Source organism: Hyphomonas chukchiensis (assembly GCF_000682695.1).
In the GTDB taxonomy this organism is placed as follows: Bacteria; Pseudomonadota; Alphaproteobacteria; order Caulobacterales; family Hyphomonadaceae; genus Hyphomonas; species Hyphomonas chukchiensis.
In genome coordinates, this window is sequence record NZ_AWFG01000013.1 from 67,332 (window position 1) to 85,624 (window position 18,293).

Here is an 18,293-nt window from a genome sequence, read left to right on the forward strand (position 1 = left end):
CGGCTTTTGCTGTATATTGCATGGCTTCCGGAGGCTTGGAACCGCCTAAAGGTCGCCTAGTGTTTCCAATGCGTCTTCATCACCGTTCAGTGAAACGCGAACATCCTGATCGAATATCATCGTGGGGGATGTCGCAGGCATATAAGCGGGCCAATCGACAAGTCCGGCATGGTTCGGGTCGCCGGTACGCGCCAGATGGATAAAGGCATCAGCGATAGTTGCGCTCAGGGCGCGTGCATCGGCCCCGCCGCCAGACATCGTGTCACAACGATCGGTATTGAAAAAGGCAAACGGGATATCGGCGCAATGGAAAGCCATCGGTCGGCCCTCCAGGATTGGCGTCTGCCACGTGAACTCGTAAAGATACGCTGGTGCTTGTTTCAGATCTGCCTTCACCTTCGCCTGCCGGATGGCCGCCGCGCGTATCGGCGCTGTCGCAATGCGCGACCAAAGCTCGAATGGTTTCGCTTGAGGCGCTGTCTCTCGGAACGCGGCAATGATTGCCTCAGTACGTCCCGGATAGGCACGCTCGACACGCTCACGCAAGGCCGATTCCGTCATGGACATGGCTTCGGGATTATTGATCCCGGTCACGAACTCGTTCTGGGTGGTGCCGATGATCATGGGCACATCCGCTGATGTCTCGGGCGCAGACTCCTTGAAGGGCCAGGCGGGCAGCACTTTGCCGTCAACAACCGGCGCAAAGCTCAGATTGTTGCGAATCTTGCGGATATCTACATAGCCGTCAAAGGGTGCATTTTCGCGCTGCATCACGGCATCGCCTGCCCTTTGCATTGTGTCATAAGGCAATGTGTGAAGCTGCTCGACCGAGGCTGCGTCGAGGCCAAGTTCCTTCAGAAACAGATCCGTCAGACGGTGCGAATTTGCGGTCGTATTGACCATTCCGAACGAGCCGCTCATCACAGCGGCGCTATGGAACAGTCCCTTTGCGGCTGGCATGCCCATCAGCGTGGAAACCTTCGCACCACCGCCTGACTGTCCAAAGATCATCACCCGGCCCGGGTCACCACCAAAGTTTTCGATATTGTCGCGCACCCATTTTAGGGCGGCGACAATGTCAAGCATTCCGACATTGCCGGACGCGGCATACTTGTCGCCATGGGCTGAGAGATCGAGATAGCCGAGAAGATTGAGCCGGTGATTAAGGGTAACCACAACCACGTCGCCGCGCCGCGACAGGTTCTCGCCACCAAAGGCTGGCAGATCATGTCCAGACCCAGCTGAAAAAGCACCGCCATGCAGCCACACCATGACCGGACGCTTCGCCGTCTGGTCGGGTCCGGGCGTCCAGACATTCAGGCGAAGGCAGTCTTCCGCCTCGACGCTGTCATTCCATTGGAAAATGAAGGATTCTTCGTCATTGAAGCGGCCCATGCCCTTGTCCTGTAAGCAAACAGGGCCGTAGTGTCGCGAGCTGCGCACGCCAGTCCATCTCGCAGGGGGCTTGGGCGGAAGGAACCGGTTCTCGCCGCCCGTGGGCGCGCCATAGGGCAAGCCCTTGAATCCAAAGATGCCGTTTCGAACAAACCCGGCGACCTTGCCGGATTGCGTATCGACGATCGCGGTATCTTTTCCCGCTCTCACGGCCGGACCCTCATCTTCTTTCGGACGGGACGCCTGCGACAGATCTGCACTCGCCCCACTGCCGGCGGCGCAGGCCGTTGCCAAACCACCAGCCAAGAGTGCAGATCCCTTAAGCACAGCACGACGCGCAATACCCGAGCCGCCTGCTTCCGCCTCACTCCTACCTCTGGTCGCCATAAGTCTTCTCCCACAAGCCAGCACAGAAAATGTGCGTCAGGAAGGGAGCGATCCAGCATCAAGACCGCCCCCTCCAGCTCAGTTAAAACTTCGCCGACCTATTTCGTCAGCAGTCTCAACTGCACGCCAATCGTGCGGGGCCGAGGACCAGCCAGCAATGTTACGCCGTTGGCCGTCGTCGGCCCGCGCTCGTCCGAGAGGTTGTCACCAAAGAGCCGGATCTCGTAATTGTCGCGGCGGAAGCCCACGCTCGCATCGAATAGCTCATAATTGCCGATGAGTTCTACGGATGCGTCCTGATTCTTACCGGTATTGTTGAAGGTGGCCGACGCGTTCGCGTTCAGCTCCCACTTCCCGGAAAGCGGACGGAAGTAGTCCAGATCAACCCGGGCGTTATGCGGCGGCGTATTGAACAGTGTTTGCCCATTGCCGGCGCGTGGGTCGGCTGCAGCAAACTCAGGAACGATATTGGTGAATTCCGATTTGTTTACGTTGGCAATTGCCGCCAGGCTCAGACCTTCGACAGGCGTTTCCCACCTGACTTCAACGTCCAGGCCTTGCGTCTTGCCGTCACCCTGGTTGGCGAAGGCTGCGAGACCAATCGACGTATTGAACGCAGCCTGCAAGTCGGTGAACTTCACATCGTAGACACTTGCTGCAACATTCAGGGCGCCATTCAGGAGGGATCCTTTCACGCCGACTTCAATATTGCGCAACTCATCCGGACGCAGGGAGATGTCGGTCGGAACGCCATCCGCAATAACAGCATCGGCCTGCGCCTGCGACTGAAGGATGCCACTACGGAATCCTGTGCCGGCGTTGAAAAACACCGTCCAGTCTTCTGTCGGATAATAGGCAAGGTTCACACGCCATGTTGTTGCGTCGAGATCAGCCTTACTGTTGGCGGGCACACCATTTGACACCGATTCAGAACTGCGGGTGTCCTGATAATAACGAAGTCCGACGAGTGGTACGAGCTTGCCGTCGAACAGGTCATAGCTGATCTCCGAGAAGACCGAGCTGTTCTCTGTTTTCGTGAGCGTCGTGCCATCAAGTGACAGCGAAGGGAAGTCGAGGTTGAACGTATAGAGGCCCTCGGCTTTCTGGTAATACAGCCCACCGACCCAGTGGAACGGGCCGTCGGTATTGGTCGCGAGACGGAATTCGTTCACGAAGCTGTCGGAATCGCCCCCATTTTTCAGGACGCCCGTGCCAAGTGGTGGGCCCAGTCCGAGACCGGTGCTGAAGCCGCCCGGCAGGGATTCCTGATAGCTGGTCGCATTCGTCAGCGTGAAATTGCCGAAATCATAGTTGATCGTGTTGGAGTAAAACCGCGCCTTGCGCTTGTCATAGCCATTCACATCGCCCTGGTTCGCTGCATATGGCGGATCGACAGAGGCGAAGACAGACAGGAAGTCCTGGTCCGTCGAGAATTCCCAGGCGCGCAGGCGCACAGAAAGGTCATCCGTCGGCTGCCAGAGCAAAACGGCCTGGAGGTTTTTGGCTGTAATGTCATTGGCATCGGTCAGACGCGGCTTGCCAACCGGACCGTCTGAATAGACATCCACATAGCCAGCCTGGTAATCATATCCGCCGCTAAGGCGCAGTCCAAGCTTGTCCTTGATCAAAGGGACTGAGACCGCAGCAGAAACCCTGTAGTTCGGATCGCTTGCATCGGCAGTTGACGACACGGCGGCTTCGCCCTCGGTCGTGAACTCGCGCATGTCAGGGTTCTTGGTGCGATAGATGATCGCGCCACCCATTGAGCCCTGACCGTAAAGTGTGCCCTGCGGGCCACGCAGAACCTCGACTCGCTCAATATCAAAATACTGAAGCGGCGGAGCAGTCTGGTTATTCGGAACGCCGAACGGCGTGTCATCGAGGTAATAGCCAACCATCCCGTCGCCAACCGGACCACCTGCGCCCGTTCCGCGGAAAGCGAAGATCCGATACCCGGCGCCAATTTGCTGCACCTGCGACGCGCCCGGAATGAGCTCGATCAGGTCGGCACCTTCCCGGATGTTACGGTTTGTCAGGGATTCACCGCTGAAGGCCTGGATCGCAAACGGCACATCTTCCAGCGCCTGCGCGCCGGTTTTGGTGGCAGTCACGACGATTGTGGCCTCGCGGCGCACGCTGTCATCCGGCGCGGAGGCTTCCTCGCCCTGCGCATCCGCTGGCGCAACAGCAAGGACCGCCATAGCCGACAGCCCAATCGCACTAGTCGCGGATTTCAATCCTGCGAGTCGCGCAGATTTCAGGAATAAATATTTAGACGATGTCGAATGATCCCGACGAACACGATCAGTGCCCATGGCTAGCTCCTCTCCCTATCTACTCGATCTTAAATCCAATCGATTGCATGACTCTTTATCACCGTGTATTGAGCATCGCAATGCACTCAATTAAATATTTGGACAGTGTTGCCATTTGGACATTCCGCCCATCAGACTTCATGCTTGCACTGAACACCCCGCCGCAATACAATCGTTTGTCAGCATCAGTAAAGTTTGATGCACCCACCTTGTCAGACTCTAATGACGGCCATTGCGTATTCGGCATCGTCATGTCCAACTCAAAACAAAGTACGCATTGGAGGCAATTCGAAGTGAAGAATGATCCGCTCATCCGTTGGCCTATAACCCTGGCTTTGTCAGCCGCATGTATCGCGCTTCCCTTTGCCGCGAATGCTCAAAGCGCACCGGCAGATGCGGCGCCACCATGCCAGCTCGAAGACCCCGACGTGACAAGCTTCATGGCCGGCGTCGTTCATGACCTTCTCGATCCGGACAGCAATTTTACCCATCAGTCCATTAGGGGCGCGCCAGAACTGGCGACCCTGCAAGAGGGCGAGAAATATCGCCAGAAAAACGACTGGGCCTATGTCTGCAAATACAAGGACGCCAATGCTGCTCTTTCCGGTGAACCGGCCCCGAAAGTCGTCTTCATGGGCGACTCGATAACGGAATTCTGGACTGTCGGCGATAAAGACCTCTTCTCTGATGGCGTGATCGGTCGCGGCATCAGCGGCCAGACGAGCACACAAATGGTGGCGCGCTTCTGGCAGGACGTGGTCGCCCTTCATCCAACGGCCGTCCACATCATGGCCGGCACGAACGATCTTGCCGAAAATACGGGCTATGTGCGAGACGAGGATTACAAGAACAACATTCGCGCCATGGCCGCCATGGCGCAAAGTCAGGGTATTGTCGTTATTCTTGCCAGCATCCCGCCCGCGAAATCCTTTGGCTGGCGCGCCGACATCAAGCCTGTTGAACGCATCGTCTCGCTCAACCAGTGGCTCAAGGACTATGCTGAAGAGATCGGCGGCATTTACGTCGACTATTACGCCGCCCTGGTCGGCGATGAGGGTGAACTGCAGGCCGGATACACGCATGACGGTGTGCACCCCCAGCGCCTCGGCTATTCTGCCATGCACGATGATGCCGTCGCCGCCATCAAGAAGGCAGTCGCCAAGGCAGAAAACTAGTCCCCTCCCCCGACCGTCAGGCTAAAGCGTCGGCAGATTTCAAAGGATGCATTCCATGCGCATTATTGCCATTCACGTCGTAGCGCGGCGAACACTGTTCGCAACCGCCATGCTCGTCGCGGCTGCCGCGTGCGCGACCATGCCTGACGCTTCGCCAATAGCGACAAGCGATGCGCATTGGGTTGCCTCATGGACAAGCAGCCCCTCCACGCCGATCCCGCCTGAAATCCTGCCGCCAGGTGTCACCTCGCCACAACTCGAGGGAAACCTGCGCTACCTCATGCGGGTCAGCGCCGGTGGCGACTCGGTACGTATCGCAATGTCTGGCGGCCCGAGCGTGCCGAAACTTGCCATAGATGGCGCAACCATCGCGCTCAGTGATACAACCGGAATCAAGCCTGACACGATGCAAAAGCTCACCTTCAACGATAAGGCTGGCGTCTCCGTGCTTTCGGGAGGAACGGTGTGGAGCGATCCAGTAACCCTGTCTGTCGCGGCAGGCGATGTCGTCGCCATCAGCCTCTATCTGGTCGATCCCGTCAGTCCGCCACAGGCCGACAAGCAGCTGGTTGTCAGCATGGCACCCGGCGATGACAGGACAAGCGACACAGCCCTCGAAGGCGCAACGACCGTCGTTGCGCGGCCTCTCGTGACGGCCGTCCTTGTCGATAATCAGGACGTGGACCGCGTGATCGTTGCGTTTGGCGACTCCATTACCGACGGGAATGGCAGCCGCGACCCCCTTATGCGCGGATGGCCCGACTATCTGGCGGCACGCTTGCGGGCGGAAGGCATGGAGAATGTCGCCATTGCCAACCAGGGCATCGGCGGCAACCGCCTGCTCGAGGAAGGGGTGCTTGGCGAAAGCGCCCTAACGCGATTCGACAGGGACGCCCTGTCTGTTCCCGGCGTTACCCACATCATCCTGATGGAGGGCATCAATGATATCGGCCTCAGCGGCCTCACTTTGAATGGTATGTCCCAATCATACCGCACGCTCGGCACGAGCGACATCATCGCAGCCTATTCACAGCTGATCGACCGCGCCCAAGCGCGCGGCGTGACAATCATCGGCGCAACACTCACGCCCGATCTCGGCTCATTCCTTCCCGGTTACGCAACGGATGAAAAAGAAGTGATCAGGCAGGAGGTGAACGACTGGATACGGAATGAAGGCGCCTTCGATGCCGTGATTGACTTTGATGCCGTGGTGAGGGATCCGCAGGATGGAGGCCGCCTGGCTGAGGCTTATAATTCAGGCGATTCGATCCACCCCTCCGACGCCGGCTACAGCGCCATGGCAGATGCCATCGATCTCCAGATCTTTCAGTGAAACAATTACCGCCTGACGTGGTAATATCCCTTTACTGACGTGATGCCGGGACCGCACCACCGCGGGGCATTACTCCGAATTCGCCGCGAGCGGATCCAGGCAAGATATATCTTTAGCGCCATTCGGGAATTTCCCATCTCGCCTATTTTCCATTTCCGGCCAATCGATTTGCGTGCCGGACGCCACACTTGCTTGCATAACGCGAAATGCCCCATATGTTTTACAAAATTCTTGTATTTCTTGGGTTGGCAGATAAGAAACAAGCGGCGTGGGCAGGCGCAAGTTTGGAGCAAAAACAATGAACAAGCGCGTAACCATGAGCGAGCTGGCGAAGCAGGCTCAAGTCGATATTTCGACGGTATCGCGCGCATTGGCCGACAGCCCCCTCGTGAAACAGAAGACCAAAGATCACATCATGAAACTCGCCGATGAGCTCGGCTATGTGGTCAATGCTTCCGCGCAAAGCCTGCGGCGCCAGTCCAGCAACATGCTCGGAATCGTGATCCCGATCGATGCGAAGTCCGAACAGACCATTTCGGATCCCTTCTATCTGGAAATGGTTGGTGCGGTGTCAAACGCCGCTGCACGGGCTGGCTATGATCTGGTCATAAGTCTTCCCCAGTCCGAGAGTCAGATTGCTGAGCGTCGTCTCCTGCAGACGGGCCGGGCTGACGGCCTGATCGTGATTGGGCAAGCCGGCCGGTCAGATCGGCTGAACGAAGCCAGCGACCTTCGCAAGAATGTCGTGGTCTGGGGCGGCCGCTTCGCGCACAACCGTTACACCTTTGTCGGCAGTGACAACGAAAAAGGGGGCCGCCTCGCGGCTGAACATCTCTTTTCCGTGGGCCGCCGACGCATACTGTTTCTGGGCGATGTCTCGCTTCCGGAAGTGCAGCTGCGCTATGACGGCTTTGCCGCAGTCCACACCAAAGCCCGCAAGTCCCATGACAAACGTCTCATTCTTCCCGTGAACTTCGGTGGCCGCAAAGCCTACAAGGCCGTGATCGACTTTGCGAAATCCGGTGTGGAATTTGACGCGATCTTTGCGGCATCCGACGTGCTGGCCATGGCCGCGATCCACGCCCTTCACTCCGTCAAGCTGAGTGTTCCGAATGATGTCAGCGTCGTGGGCTATGACAATATCGGCCAGTCTGCTCTCTCGACCCCTGCCCTGACCACGATCAACCAGAACATTGCGCAAGGCGGCGAGCTCCTGGTTTCCCTGCTCCTGAAAAAGATCAATGGAGAGCGGGTCAGATCACGCCTGACGAATACCGAACTTGTTGTCCGTCAGTCCAGCGTTCCAACGCGATAGCCCATCGCACGCACTGGCTAGGCTCCGTCAGCCAGGCTTCTTCCCAATAGTGCCGTCATTTGGTCCCGCCCCGGAAGCGCGACAGTTGCAACCGGCGCGAATGTCAGCTGCAACGAGGGATCCGCCATTTCGGTATAGGGAGCAATCAGCGTGAGCTGACCCGCCGGAAAGTCTGCGTCCATCACGCTGGCACCAAACAGATGTTCGATATCCGGTATAACACTCGTCGTCCCGCGATACTGGATCCAGGGGCCACGCAGGGATTCACTTACATATAGCCGCTGGTCTTTGACGATTTCATCATCAGGCTGATCTTCCGAAATGCGATTGCAGGCAGAAATGATGAGCCAGTATTGCTGATTGCTTGCATCAAAATAGATCTTCGGAACTTCGGCCTGCGTAAACTCATCGCCATCGGGCAACAGCATCGGCGGAAGCAACTCGTCCACGACGAAGTCCCCGCTATCATTCCGGGACAGGATCGCATGCGCCACAGCGGGCTGCAAAGGCGCAGCCTTGGCCGCCCAGAGCGCATGGATTCTGTCTCCATGCATGAACAGGAACGGGTCGCGCCAGGCCAGGATCGGACCACCTGATTCGCCACAATTAGCACCCAGCATCTCACGCTCGCCGAGGAAGTAACCCGCGGCACGAATGGAGTCGTAATCGCGTACCGGGTCTGAAACAGGCGTCAGGGGCAATCCTGGCACATTGTCTGGCACAGCGCTTTCCGCGATACAGATGGTTTGAAGAAACCGCCGATCCATCGAGACCCTTGGCAGGCCGGTATAAGCAAACAGAAACTTCCCATCGCTGTCTTTTAGGGTGGATCCGCTCCATATATTATCGCTCAAGGTCACATTCGGCTCAGAGCTTGATTGCACGACCGCGCCGCGGTCGTGCCATGACGCTCCGGCGTCTTCGCTTTCAAAATGCCGGATATGGAATGTAAAATCATTCCTCTGTGCCGGTGAGGTTGGACGTCCCTCGGAATCCTTCCGGGCAAAGGCCAGACAATACAGGTGATCCTTGCCCTCAGACTTGCAGGTCCATGAGTCCCACAGCCATAGGTCTGGATGCACGATACCTTTGGTAAAGCGCGTTGCCGATGCCTCCGGGACATTCACACTAACTTTCGATCTCATAAGGTCCTTCGTCCCCGGACTGATAGAGGCCCGGTAAGGCTTTGGCGTTTCGATTGCTTGTCTACCGCAATATACAATCGATTGCTATATTCATTCGTAACGACAGACACCCTGTGTGGTCGCATGGGATCGCGCAGAGCGCAGACCTACACAGGCTGTTCGAAAGCACGCCGGAAAGCAGCCATCTTCGCGGCATCGAAACGCTTCGAAACAGCCGCTTCGGCACCGATACGGTCAAATCCATGGAACGCACCCGGCACCACCAGCAGCTCAGTCGGCACAGCCGCCTCTATCAGCCGGTTCGCATATTGGATGTCTTCCGACACGAACAAGTCGAGCGCGCCGACACTTATAAATGAGGGCGGCAATCCCGTAAGATCGGTGACGCGTGCAGGCACACCAGCCGCTGGAACAGTCGCGCTTCCAGCTTCCTGTCCCAGGAATGATGTCCAGCCATAGCGGTTGGCTTTCGCATCCCACCCAATCGCGCCGATAAAGGGCGGTACGGAACGCGTGCTGCCAGTCCGATCGTCAAGCATCGGGTATATCAGCGCCTGAAGAACGATAGGCACCTCGCCGCGATCGCGTGCTGCAATCGCCAGCAGCGCCGCATGCGTCCCGCCGGCGCTTTCGCCCAGAAGCGCGATGCGGGCCCTGTCCACACCGAGCGCATCTGCATTCTTGTAGAGCCAGAGCAGACCCGCATAATTATCTTCTACCGATCCGGTATATTTGGTTTCCGGCGCAAGCCGGTAATCGACGGTCACGATCACGCAATCGAGTTCGCGCGCCATGGCCTGGAGGTAAGGGACTTCGCCTTTTGCCGACCCAAGAATATGTCCGCCGCCATGTGTGTGAAGGATGGCTGGGCGCCCCCTATCGCCTCCGCCATTGACCACGAAAACGGCAACATCCGGCATGCCAGTTGCCCCGGGAATCTTCCGCTCCTCCACCGGCACGTCTGGCAGAAACGGTTTCACAAAGGACGCGCCTCGCTCACGCATTGCCGGCAGGGTCTTATCTGAATATCCGCTGCCTTTGGAAGACATTTCCAGGATCCGTGTCGCAGCTTCGCGCAGTTCCGGATCGACCATACTTAGGTCAGGTCTGCTAACCGCTGTGGGGGCCGAGGCGCACGCCCCAAGCGACCCGGCCGCAAGCGTGCCAAGCAATGTCATGCCGCCCAGCATGGCAAACTGCCGTCTGTTGAAATCAACCATCCTCGTTGTCTCCTCTATATTTTCTATCGCGCATCACGGGCGCTTTTTGGTTTGTCGTCATTCCGGTCGAGCCAAGCACAGTAGAGCTCAATCCAATGGCCCACCGGCAGGTGCGGATCGCCAAGGCCGAAGCCATGTCCGCCGGTTTCAAACAAATGCAGGTCGACCGGACGGCCAGCTGCCTGCATGGCTCCGACCATGAGCAGGCTATTCTCGGATGGCACATCAGCATCATCCAGCGCATGCACGAAAAATCCCGGTGGTGTATCCGCCGAAACATGCTGCGCAGGCGAGTGAAGCGCGATCATATCTGCCGAAGGATCGTCGCCCAGCAGGCTCTGCGTCGACAGGGCATTTCCAATGCGCTTCTCGTGCGAAATAACGGGATAAATAAGCGCCATCGAGCGTAGGGACGACGCATCTGTCGTCTCATCGCCCGGCCGTGTGGCCAGTGACGCGGCAAGATGCCCGCCAGCGGAAAATCCGAGGACATGCACTTGCGTAGCGTCTGTCCCAAGCGCTGCCGACATTTCACCAATCAATGCAAGGGCACGCCGCGCATCCTGAAGTGCAACCTTCGACGGGTAATCCCATCCTTCACACGGAAGACGGTGGACAAGCACAAAAACCGTATACCCCTTGGCGGTCATTGACCGGGCAATATCAACACCCTCATTGGCAATGGAAACAAATGTGTAGGCGCCGCCGGGAATGACCAGAAGGCTGCGCCCGTTGGGGCTCGCCGACCGGAAAACACGCACATAAGGCTGCGCGGTATTGCGTATCTGGGTTTGCGGCCACCCATCAGGCACTGCCTGCGCAGCAAATGCCCCACCAGGCACGCCGTCGGGCCACAGGAATACCTGTTCGCCCCTGCACCACGCCTCAAGCGCAAGCTGCTCCGCCGTCACCATCACTCGCCCGCCAGGCGCTTCAGCGCCAATTGGGCGCCGCCCAGCAGCCCGGCATTGTCGCCCAGCCCCGGCAGCACGATCAACTGCGCAACGGCGTCTGTCGGCATATCGAGATAACCATTCAGCATGGCGGCATACTGTTCGCGAATGTGATCGATCAGCCCCGGCGCCAGCAGCAATCCCCCGCCCAGCACAATCTTTTCGGGGCGCACAGTCAGTGTCAGCGAGATACACGCCTGGGCAAGGTAGCAGGCCACGATTTCCCAGCCGGGATGGTCCGCCGCCATCAGTGCGGGCGGGCCAAACCGGGCCTCTACCGCTGGCGCACTCGCAAGGCCCTCAAGGCAGTCGCCATGAAAGCTGCAGGCCCCGGCATAGATATCATCCCGATGGCGGGTCACGCGGATATGGCCGAATTCCGGATGGGTCGGGCGCCCGAGGAAGTCGCCATTGGCGAATATCCCGGCACCGATTCCCGTTCCAACAGTTACATAAACAGCGCTTTTGGCCCCGCGCGCCGCGCCCCAGGCCATTTCGGCTGCCAGCGCGCCATTCACATCCGTATCGACAACGACAGGAAGGCCCGCCCCATGGGCCAACTCATTCCTGACGTTGAAACCACTCCAGCCAGGCTTTGGCGTATTCAGGATGGAGCCATAGTTAGCAGACTGAGGATCAATATCGAGTGGACCAAAGCAGGCAATCCCAATAGCCTCAGCAGGCTGGCCATCCTTGGCACAGCGCGCGAAGAAATCGGCACAGGCGTCTATCGTATCTTTGGGCCTTTCCGTGACAAAGCGCTCGGATCTCAGTATTTCGCCTTCAACCGTGGAGATGCAGCACTTGAAGGTGGTTCCACCCCCATCCACACCGCCGACGAAAAGACCATTCTGTTTAGGCATCTACACACTCCCGAACCTAAAATTCCCATGGCAGAAGCAAAAAAGCAATCGATTGTTGTGTGCCGCAAATATGCCTCGTATAAGCAAGTCTGATCCTGATGATCTCATAAATATTTCAGGGCTGGGAGGACAACATGGTTCAGTCTACAGGCACCAGACCCGCACACGAGGGCGTGATTCCCCGTCCGCATGTCAGCGTTCTGCGCATCCTGGAAATGAATCTCGGTTTCCTCGGCCTGCAGTTCAGCTTCGGTCTGCAGCAGGGCAATATGAGCCCGATCTATTCCTATCTTGGGGCAAATGAAGCAGCGCTTCCCATTTTGACGCTGGCTGGCCCCATGACCGGACTGATCGTCCAGCCCATCATCGGCGCCTTGAGCGACAAGACCAAGTCACGTTGGGGCCGACGCACCCCCTACTTCATTTTTGGCGCCATCCTATGTTCGCTGGGACTGTTCTTCATGCCCCTCAGCTCGTCCATCCTGATGGCGGCCAGCCTGCTGTGGATCCTCGATGCCGGCAACAATATCACCATGGAGCCCTACCGGGCCTATGTGAGTGACCGTCTTGAACCGGAACAGCGACAACTCGGATTCCTGACCCAGAGCGCGTTTACCGGCCTTGCCCAGATGCTCGCCTTCCTGTCCCCCTCCTTCATGGTCTACGTGCTCGGCATGAACATGAACGCCATCGACAGCCACAACATTCCCTATGTCACGCGCTATGCCTTCATGGTTGGCGCCTTCCTCTCTCTCACCACCATTCTCTGGTCCATTCTGCGGGTACCTGAGCTCCCCCTGACCCCTGAGGAAGAAGCCGCCATCGACGCCAAGCCGAAAGGCTTTCTTCCAGTCTTCGCGGAGATCTGGCAGGCGATTATCGAGATGCCCGTCGCCATGCGCAAGCTGGCCCTGATGAGCCTCTTCCAGTGGTACGCGATGGCCGCTTATTGGGCCTATGTCGTCTATTCGATCGGCCACTCTGTGTTCGGCACATCGGATGCCGTTTCGGATGGGTTCCGTTCCGCGGTTCTGGCGAATGGTGAGATGGCTGCCTTTTACAACGGCCTCGGCTTCCTCCTCGCCTTCGCCATGGTGCCGCTTGCCAAACGTTTCGGCGCGCATCGCATTCACGCTTTCTGCCTCATTCTGGCAGGCATCGGCATGTTCAGCCTGCCTTTCGCCTCGGAGAAGTGGATGCTGTTCATCCCGGCCATCGGCATTGGTATCGGCTGGGCCTCCATCATGGGCAATCCCTACATCATCCTGTCGAATGCCATCCCGCCAGATCGCACGGGCGTCTACATGGGCATTTTCAACATGATGATCGTGATCCCGATGCTGCTGCTCGCCGCCACCCTGCCATTCTACTACGAACCGCTGCTCGGCGGCGATGCCCGCAACGTACTGCGCCTGTGCGGCGTCTGCATGTTCTGCGCGGCTGCGGCCGTCTGGTGGGTCAAGACCGAAGTCGCCACCGCGGACGGTGCCGCGATGGCAGATCACCCATGAAGCCCGATAACCTCACAATAACGCCAGGGAGAAGAGAAATGGATACAAAGCCAACCTCGCAACGAAAACCCGGAGATTTCGCACTCGCGTGCGCAATCGCCTTTTCCGTTATGGCCATTGCGGCGTGCGCAAGCACCCCGGCCGAGGTGCCGCCCGCCTCCAGCAAGGTCGTCGTGCAGCCGGACGGTACGGTCCAGGTTCCTGCCATGTCCGTGCCGGTCTCTGACTATCTCAGCCCTGAGGGCAAGGCCTATCTCACCGACCACCTGAACACGATGCAGAATCCGGAACTCCTGAAGACCGTCGAAGAGATCGGCGCGCCCATGTTCCTGAAAACCTATATGGACCGTCAGGCAGAGCTGTTTCCCTTCAGCAAGACGGACACCAGCATCGGCGGTGTCCATGTCTATGATTACACGCCCGTTGGCGGCGTCTCCGCCGAGCAACAGGACCGCGTCCTGATTGATCTTCATGGCGGCGGCTTCATGACGTGCTGGCCTGCCTGTGCGGAACTTGAGTCCGTTCCGCTGGCATCGCTGGGTGGGTTCCGGGTTGTTGCCGTGGAATATCGCCAGGGCCCTGAGTACAAGTTCCCGGCCGCCAGCGAAGATGTCGCCAAGGTCTATGCCGAGCTCCTCAAAACCTATGCGCCTGAAAATATCGGCATCTACGGCTGCTCAGCCGGCGGCATGCTGACCGGCATGTCCATGGCCTGGTTCCAGACCCATGATCTGCCGATGCCAGGTGCCATCGGCATCTATTGTGCAGGCGCAGCCCCGCCAGTGAAGGGCTTCGGCGGTGACGCCAACTATACCGCCACAGCCATTGGCGAGGGACGCTTCATGGCGCCGCCGACAGACGCACCGGCCTCCGACAAGCCGGCACGCTCGCAAATGCCTTACCTGTCCGAAGCCGACCCATACGATCCGCTCGTCGCGCCAACGGAGTCCGATGAGATCCTGTCCCGCTTTCCACCAACGCAGATCATCACGGGCACACGCGGATTCGAAATGAGCGCCGCTGTCTACACTCATAGCCGTCTCGTGAAGCTCGGTGTCGAAGCAGACCTCCACGTCTGGGAAGGCATGTTCCATGGCTTCTTCTACAATCCCGACGTCCCGGAATCGCGCGACGCCTACAAGGTCATGATCGACTTCTTCAACAGCCATCTCGGCAGCTGAGGTCCGGTCCAACTGAAATGATCCCGCCATGCCATGTGGCCGGACCATTTGGAGGTCTAATTCGGACACACCACCACCGAGGAAGACTTCCTCCTCTAAACTTCGGGGCGCCGCGCGACAGCACGGCGCCCCTTTTTTGTATCTACACGTATGGACCTGCGGCGGTGGAACGCGGTGCCAGAGCCTGCGCCAAAACGGCTGACTGGTGTCGGCACAAAAGAAAGGGCGCGCTCCTGCCAAGCAGACGCGCACCCTGAACGGATCGGATGAACGGCTCCGTCTAAGCCGATGTCAGTCCCCTTGCCCCTACTCGACTGCGTCGATCAGGTCGACAAGGCCTTCGGCAATCGCCGTCTCGGCGCAACCGGGCTTAAGGCGCGAGGAAATAACTTCGAATGTATACTGGCCATAGGCCGCATCGTTCGGAATGTATCCTGATTTGGCCGTGCCATTCGTGAGTGTGGTCATCATCGTGTGCTTGTAGGGCGACAGTTGCTTGAACCGCTGGGCAATGGTCGTGAAGACCTCCCCGTTGACGCCGCCAATCACCGTATCGCCGATCTTCAGCAGGCTCAGCTGTATGTCGACAGGGTCAGCATCTTCATATTGCCCGGCATAGCCTGCACGCCCCTTGTCGAGACGCACTCGGCCGGGGCAGGATACCGTCTTGCGCATACCGCGGATACTCGCCTCAGATACAGGCCGCTCCAGCGAGCGACGCATTACGTGAAGCACTTCTTCGCCCAGCATCTGACCCATTGAAAGCTTCATCTGCTTTTGTTGTTCCATCAGTTTCGCAACTTCGGGATTACTGCGATCCATGCCTTGGCCGCCCGGCGGCATGGCATTGCTGATGTCTTCGCCGCGCGCGGCGTAGTCATCGATCCGGATCGCACGAAGGTCATAGGTTTGCTGGAAATAGATGGGGTTCTGGTCACCGGCTGCACCGTTCGAATAGACAGCGATAACATCCTTGCCCAGCGAGTCCTCGATATAGGTCGATGTGGCGCCGGGCAGGTCTCCGCTTATGAGGTCCAGGTTGCCCGTCAATACAGCATGAACGCCGTAATTATAGTAAACCGCGATCGGTTCGCCCTCAGGCGTTTCAAACCTGACAACAGCGACCGTCTTGTCGGTCGGACCGTCATAGTTGGGGCCTTCCCACCAGCGATGCGTCTCGGGATCAATAATGTTACGATTTACATTGATATAGGAAACGCCTGTTCCATAGGCCATCTGCGCAGGCTGCAGCGCTGCGGCGGCTTCCTTCACCGACTTGTAGATGAGGTCCACATAGGCGTCACCTTTTCTGCCAAACGGCGCGCTGTGCGTGTGGGTCGCGGTCAGCATCATCTGGTCCACGGGAATGTTCAGCTCTTTCGCGGCGCGCTCGCTGACGGTTTTCCAGATGTCGGTGGAAATACCGCCCGTATCAACCGTAATGAAGGCCGCGCGGTTACCGTCGCTCTCAACGACAATGGCGCGGGCATAAATCGGGTCGAGCACTCCAAGGAAATTCTCGGGCAGGGGGGACGGCGTTATGTCGACCTTTGCGGCGCCCACCTTCAGGGGCCCAGCATAGGCCGCCAGTGGCGCAGCAAGGCATAGCGATGCGCCGACAATCGCAGGCGCACGCATTGAAACAAGACGCGCAGCCAAGCGCGCCAGCAGCTTCCGTCCCGCGCAAAATAGATTTTGATTCAAGTTGTTAGTGATCATTGGCAGCTCCCTCTGGGTTGTTCTGAATATTGCAACCGTTTGTATTTCAATAGGCCTGGACCGCTGCACACGCAAGTCCCGAGGAAGCCAGGGGGATAAAAACCTAAGGTAGGGGCCATGCATGGGGCTTCGATCATGGGATCAACCAGAGGCTGGCCGCGCCTTCCGTGCATTTCAGCAACGCCCAATAAAAAATATTTTTGCCGACATCTTGCCCTCTAGGAATATCCGTGAACTAGGAGTATGCAAACGTTTGGACTACAAAAGAATATTAAACCCTTAGGGAGGGATAAAATGCTGCGTACACGTAATACAACCGCATTGTCTTTGGTGATTGCGATCTCCATGGCGACCAGTTCTGCTTATGCTCAGGCGCGCACGTCCGAGCCGGAAGACAAGGACTATGAACTCGACACCGTCGTCGTCACGGCCTCGAAAACCGGCGCCCAGGAACTACAAAGCGTGCCGCTTGCCGTTCAGGCATTCAGCGGCGAAGACCTCAAGGTCCGCAACATCAACACGATCGATGATCTGATCTCGACCGTACCGGGCGCCTATGAAGGCCAACGCCAGTCCGTCGCATCGCGCTCATACAATCTGCGCGGCGCCGGCGGCAGCAACGCGAACGGCGATTCGCCCATCGGTTATTATCTGGATGATGTCCCGTTCATCGTGACCAATTTCGGCATCGCGCCGCCCGTCCGCTTCCTCGACATGGAACGCGTCGAAGTCCTGCGTGGCCCGCAAGGCACACTCTACGGACAGGGCTCTTCCGGCGGTGTGTTCATTTTCCACACGAAGGATCCGAACCTCACCGACATGGAATGGAGCGCTGAACTCGAAGCCTCGCAAACCAAGGACGCCGTTGGCGACAATTTTGGTGCGGCAGCCGCTGTCTCCGTTCCGCTCATCAAGGACAAGCTGGCAATCCGCATCAGCGGCGGCACATCCGAAAACCCCGGCTGGGCCGACGAATACTTCGGCGCCTATGACGGCACACCGGATGCCACTGGCGTCAACGGCTCGAAGAATGACGATGTCCGCATCGTCGCCCTGGCCAAACCGACCGACAATATCACCCTGCGTGCCCAGTACTGGCACTTCCAGCCCCGTCAGGATTTCCTCGGCAACATGGCCTCGGTCGAGCCAGCCTATTATGCCAACACGGCGGGCCAGCCCAGCTACGGCAATGGCGATTTCAAACTGCTGAGCTTCACCGCCAACGTGGACTTCGACAATTTCTCGATCACCAGCGCGACAAGCGACCTGACGGGCAATTTCGGCATCTATGTTCCGCTCGCGCCACAAGGCTATTTCTCCAGCCAGTTCTACCCGGAAATGTTCGCACAGGAAGTTCGCGCCAACTCGACGGGTGCAGGTCCTCTGCACTGGCTTATCGGCGCGTCCTATCAGGACGGTGAGGGCCCGCAGGCTAACACGCTTGAGCGCCCGGGTGTGCTGATCAACGCGGACAATAACACGATCACGAAGAACCACGCCGTCTTCGGAGAGGTCAGCTATGACCTGTTCGACGGCAAGCTGGTTCCGCTTGTCGGCCTTCGTCAGTATCACGACAAACGTACCTTCGAGGACGCAACCAGTTCGCTGGCGACCGAAAAGGACGTCACCACATGGCGCGTGAACCTCTCCTACCTGCCCACCGACGACCTGACGATGTTCGTTACCGCGTCCACAGGTTTCCGTGCAGGGATCGTGCAGTCGCAGATCCAGGTTGAATCCCTCCAGCTGGCCGGTGTGCCCGCGCAGGTAGGCCTGGAGCC

The 18,293-nt window shown here is 58.2% G+C and carries 13 protein-coding genes; 6 read left to right on the forward strand and 7 right to left on the reverse strand.

Annotated features, from left to right (window positions below; all coding sequences use genetic code 11):
• Positions 1–45: 45 nt before the first annotated feature.
• Both HY30_RS05465 and HY30_RS05470 read right to left on the reverse strand, forming a co-directional pair.
• Entirely contained in the window at positions 46–1,605 is a 1,560-nt protein-coding gene (locus HY30_RS05465) for a carboxylesterase/lipase family protein (protein WP_206741416.1), read from the reverse strand.
• A gap of 275 nt (positions 1,606–1,880) precedes the next feature.
• Complete coding sequence (locus HY30_RS05470; protein WP_081812072.1) at positions 1,881–3,983, reverse strand: TonB-dependent receptor; 2,103 nt, start codon at positions 3,981–3,983, stop codon at positions 1,881–1,883.
• A 77-nt stretch (positions 3,984–4,060) separates the two neighbouring features.
• On the opposite strand from HY30_RS05470, the gene HY30_RS05475 reads away from it, so the two are divergent.
• The 3 genes from HY30_RS05475 to HY30_RS05485 all read left to right on the forward strand — a co-directional run bounded on the left by HY30_RS05475 (position 4,061) and on the right by HY30_RS05485 (position 7,920).
• Positions 4,061–5,272 (forward strand): GDSL-type esterase/lipase family protein, encoded by a 1,212-nt coding sequence (locus HY30_RS05475; RefSeq protein WP_081812073.1) that lies wholly within the window; start codon positions 4,061–4,063, stop codon positions 5,270–5,272.
• A gap of 55 nt (positions 5,273–5,327) precedes the next feature.
• The gene (locus tag HY30_RS05480) at positions 5,328–6,605 is read left to right on the forward strand and encodes an SGNH/GDSL hydrolase family protein (RefSeq protein WP_051614899.1); all 1,278 of its coding nucleotides are present in this window, start codon (positions 5,328–5,330) and stop codon (positions 6,603–6,605) included.
• 298 nt (positions 6,606–6,903) lie between these two features.
• Positions 6,904–7,920: a LacI family DNA-binding transcriptional regulator gene (locus HY30_RS05485; RefSeq protein ID WP_034737957.1), complete on the forward strand. Its 1,017-nt coding sequence runs from the start codon at positions 6,904–6,906 to the stop codon at positions 7,918–7,920.
• Between the two features lie 17 nt (positions 7,921–7,937).
• On the opposite strand, the gene HY30_RS05490 is transcribed toward HY30_RS05485, so the two are convergent.
• From HY30_RS05490 to HY30_RS05505, 4 genes are all read right to left on the reverse strand, one after another.
• Positions 7,938–9,065: a glycoside hydrolase family protein gene (locus HY30_RS05490; RefSeq protein WP_155839257.1), complete on the reverse strand. Its 1,128-nt coding sequence runs from the start codon at positions 9,063–9,065 to the stop codon at positions 7,938–7,940.
• A 146-nt stretch (positions 9,066–9,211) separates the two neighbouring features.
• The gene (locus HY30_RS05495) at positions 9,212–10,285 is read right to left on the reverse strand and encodes an alpha/beta hydrolase (protein ID WP_034737961.1); all 1,074 of its coding nucleotides are present in this window, start codon (positions 10,283–10,285) and stop codon (positions 9,212–9,214) included.
• Positions 10,286–10,308: 23 nt separating this feature from the next.
• A complete protein-coding gene (locus HY30_RS05500; protein WP_051614901.1) occupies positions 10,309–11,199 on the reverse strand; it encodes an alpha/beta hydrolase in 891 nt (296 codons plus the stop codon).
• A complete protein-coding gene (locus HY30_RS05505; protein ID WP_034737963.1) occupies positions 11,199–12,101 on the reverse strand; it encodes an ROK family protein in 903 nt (300 codons plus the stop codon). The genes HY30_RS05500 and HY30_RS05505 overlap by 1 nt, the downstream gene beginning before the upstream one ends.
• A gap of 134 nt (positions 12,102–12,235) precedes the next feature.
• Between HY30_RS05505 and HY30_RS05510 the strand changes: the two genes are divergently transcribed.
• Together HY30_RS05510 and HY30_RS05515 are read left to right on the forward strand one after the other, a co-directional pair.
• Entirely contained in the window at positions 12,236–13,612 is a 1,377-nt protein-coding gene (locus HY30_RS05510; RefSeq protein WP_051614903.1) for an MFS transporter, read from the forward strand.
• 38 nt (positions 13,613–13,650) lie between these two features.
• Complete coding sequence (locus HY30_RS05515) at positions 13,651–14,793, forward strand: alpha/beta hydrolase (protein WP_081812075.1); 1,143 nt, start codon at positions 13,651–13,653, stop codon at positions 14,791–14,793.
• Between the two features lie 306 nt (positions 14,794–15,099).
• On the opposite strand, the gene HY30_RS05520 is transcribed toward HY30_RS05515, so the two are convergent.
• Complete coding sequence (locus HY30_RS05520; RefSeq protein WP_206741417.1) at positions 15,100–16,452, reverse strand: neutral/alkaline non-lysosomal ceramidase N-terminal domain-containing protein; 1,353 nt, start codon at positions 16,450–16,452, stop codon at positions 15,100–15,102.
• 354 nt (positions 16,453–16,806) lie between these two features.
• Here HY30_RS05520 and HY30_RS05525 point away from each other — a divergent pair.
• The coding region (locus HY30_RS05525) for a TonB-dependent receptor (protein WP_034738006.1) at positions 16,807–18,293 on the forward strand (1,487 nt) is incomplete at its 3' end.

What these genes read in the sequence shown, in the direction of transcription:
- HY30_RS05470 (WP_081812072.1), bottom strand. Translation starts at nt 3,983, where the DNA reads ATGGCGGTCCTTGCTGTTGCGCCAGCGGATGCGCAGGGCGAGGAAGCC.
- HY30_RS05475 (WP_081812073.1), top strand. Translation starts at nt 4,061, where the DNA reads ATGTCGAATGATCCCGACGAACACGATCAGTGCCCATGGCTAGCTCCT.
- HY30_RS05480 (WP_051614899.1), top strand. Translation starts at nt 5,328, where the DNA reads ATGCGCATTATTGCCATTCACGTCGTAGCGCGGCGAACACTGTTCGCA.
- HY30_RS05485 (WP_034737957.1), top strand. Translation starts at nt 6,904, where the DNA reads ATGAACAAGCGCGTAACCATGAGCGAGCTGGCGAAGCAGGCTCAAGTC.
- HY30_RS05490 (WP_155839257.1), bottom strand. Translation starts at nt 9,065, where the DNA reads ATGAGATCGAAAGTTAGTGTGAATGTCCCGGAGGCATCGGCAACGCGC.
- HY30_RS05495 (WP_034737961.1), bottom strand. Translation starts at nt 10,285, where the DNA reads ATGGTTGATTTCAACAGACGGCAGTTTGCCATGCTGGGCGGCATGACA.
- HY30_RS05500 (WP_051614901.1), bottom strand. Translation starts at nt 11,199, where the DNA reads ATGGTGACGGCGGAGCAGCTTGCGCTTGAGGCGTGGTGCAGGGGCGAA.
- HY30_RS05505 (WP_034737963.1), bottom strand. Translation starts at nt 12,101, where the DNA reads ATGCCTAAACAGAATGGTCTTTTCGTCGGCGGTGTGGATGGGGGTGGA.
- HY30_RS05510 (WP_051614903.1), top strand. Translation starts at nt 12,236, where the DNA reads ATGGTTCAGTCTACAGGCACCAGACCCGCACACGAGGGCGTGATTCCC.
- HY30_RS05515 (WP_081812075.1), top strand. Translation starts at nt 13,651, where the DNA reads ATGGATACAAAGCCAACCTCGCAACGAAAACCCGGAGATTTCGCACTC.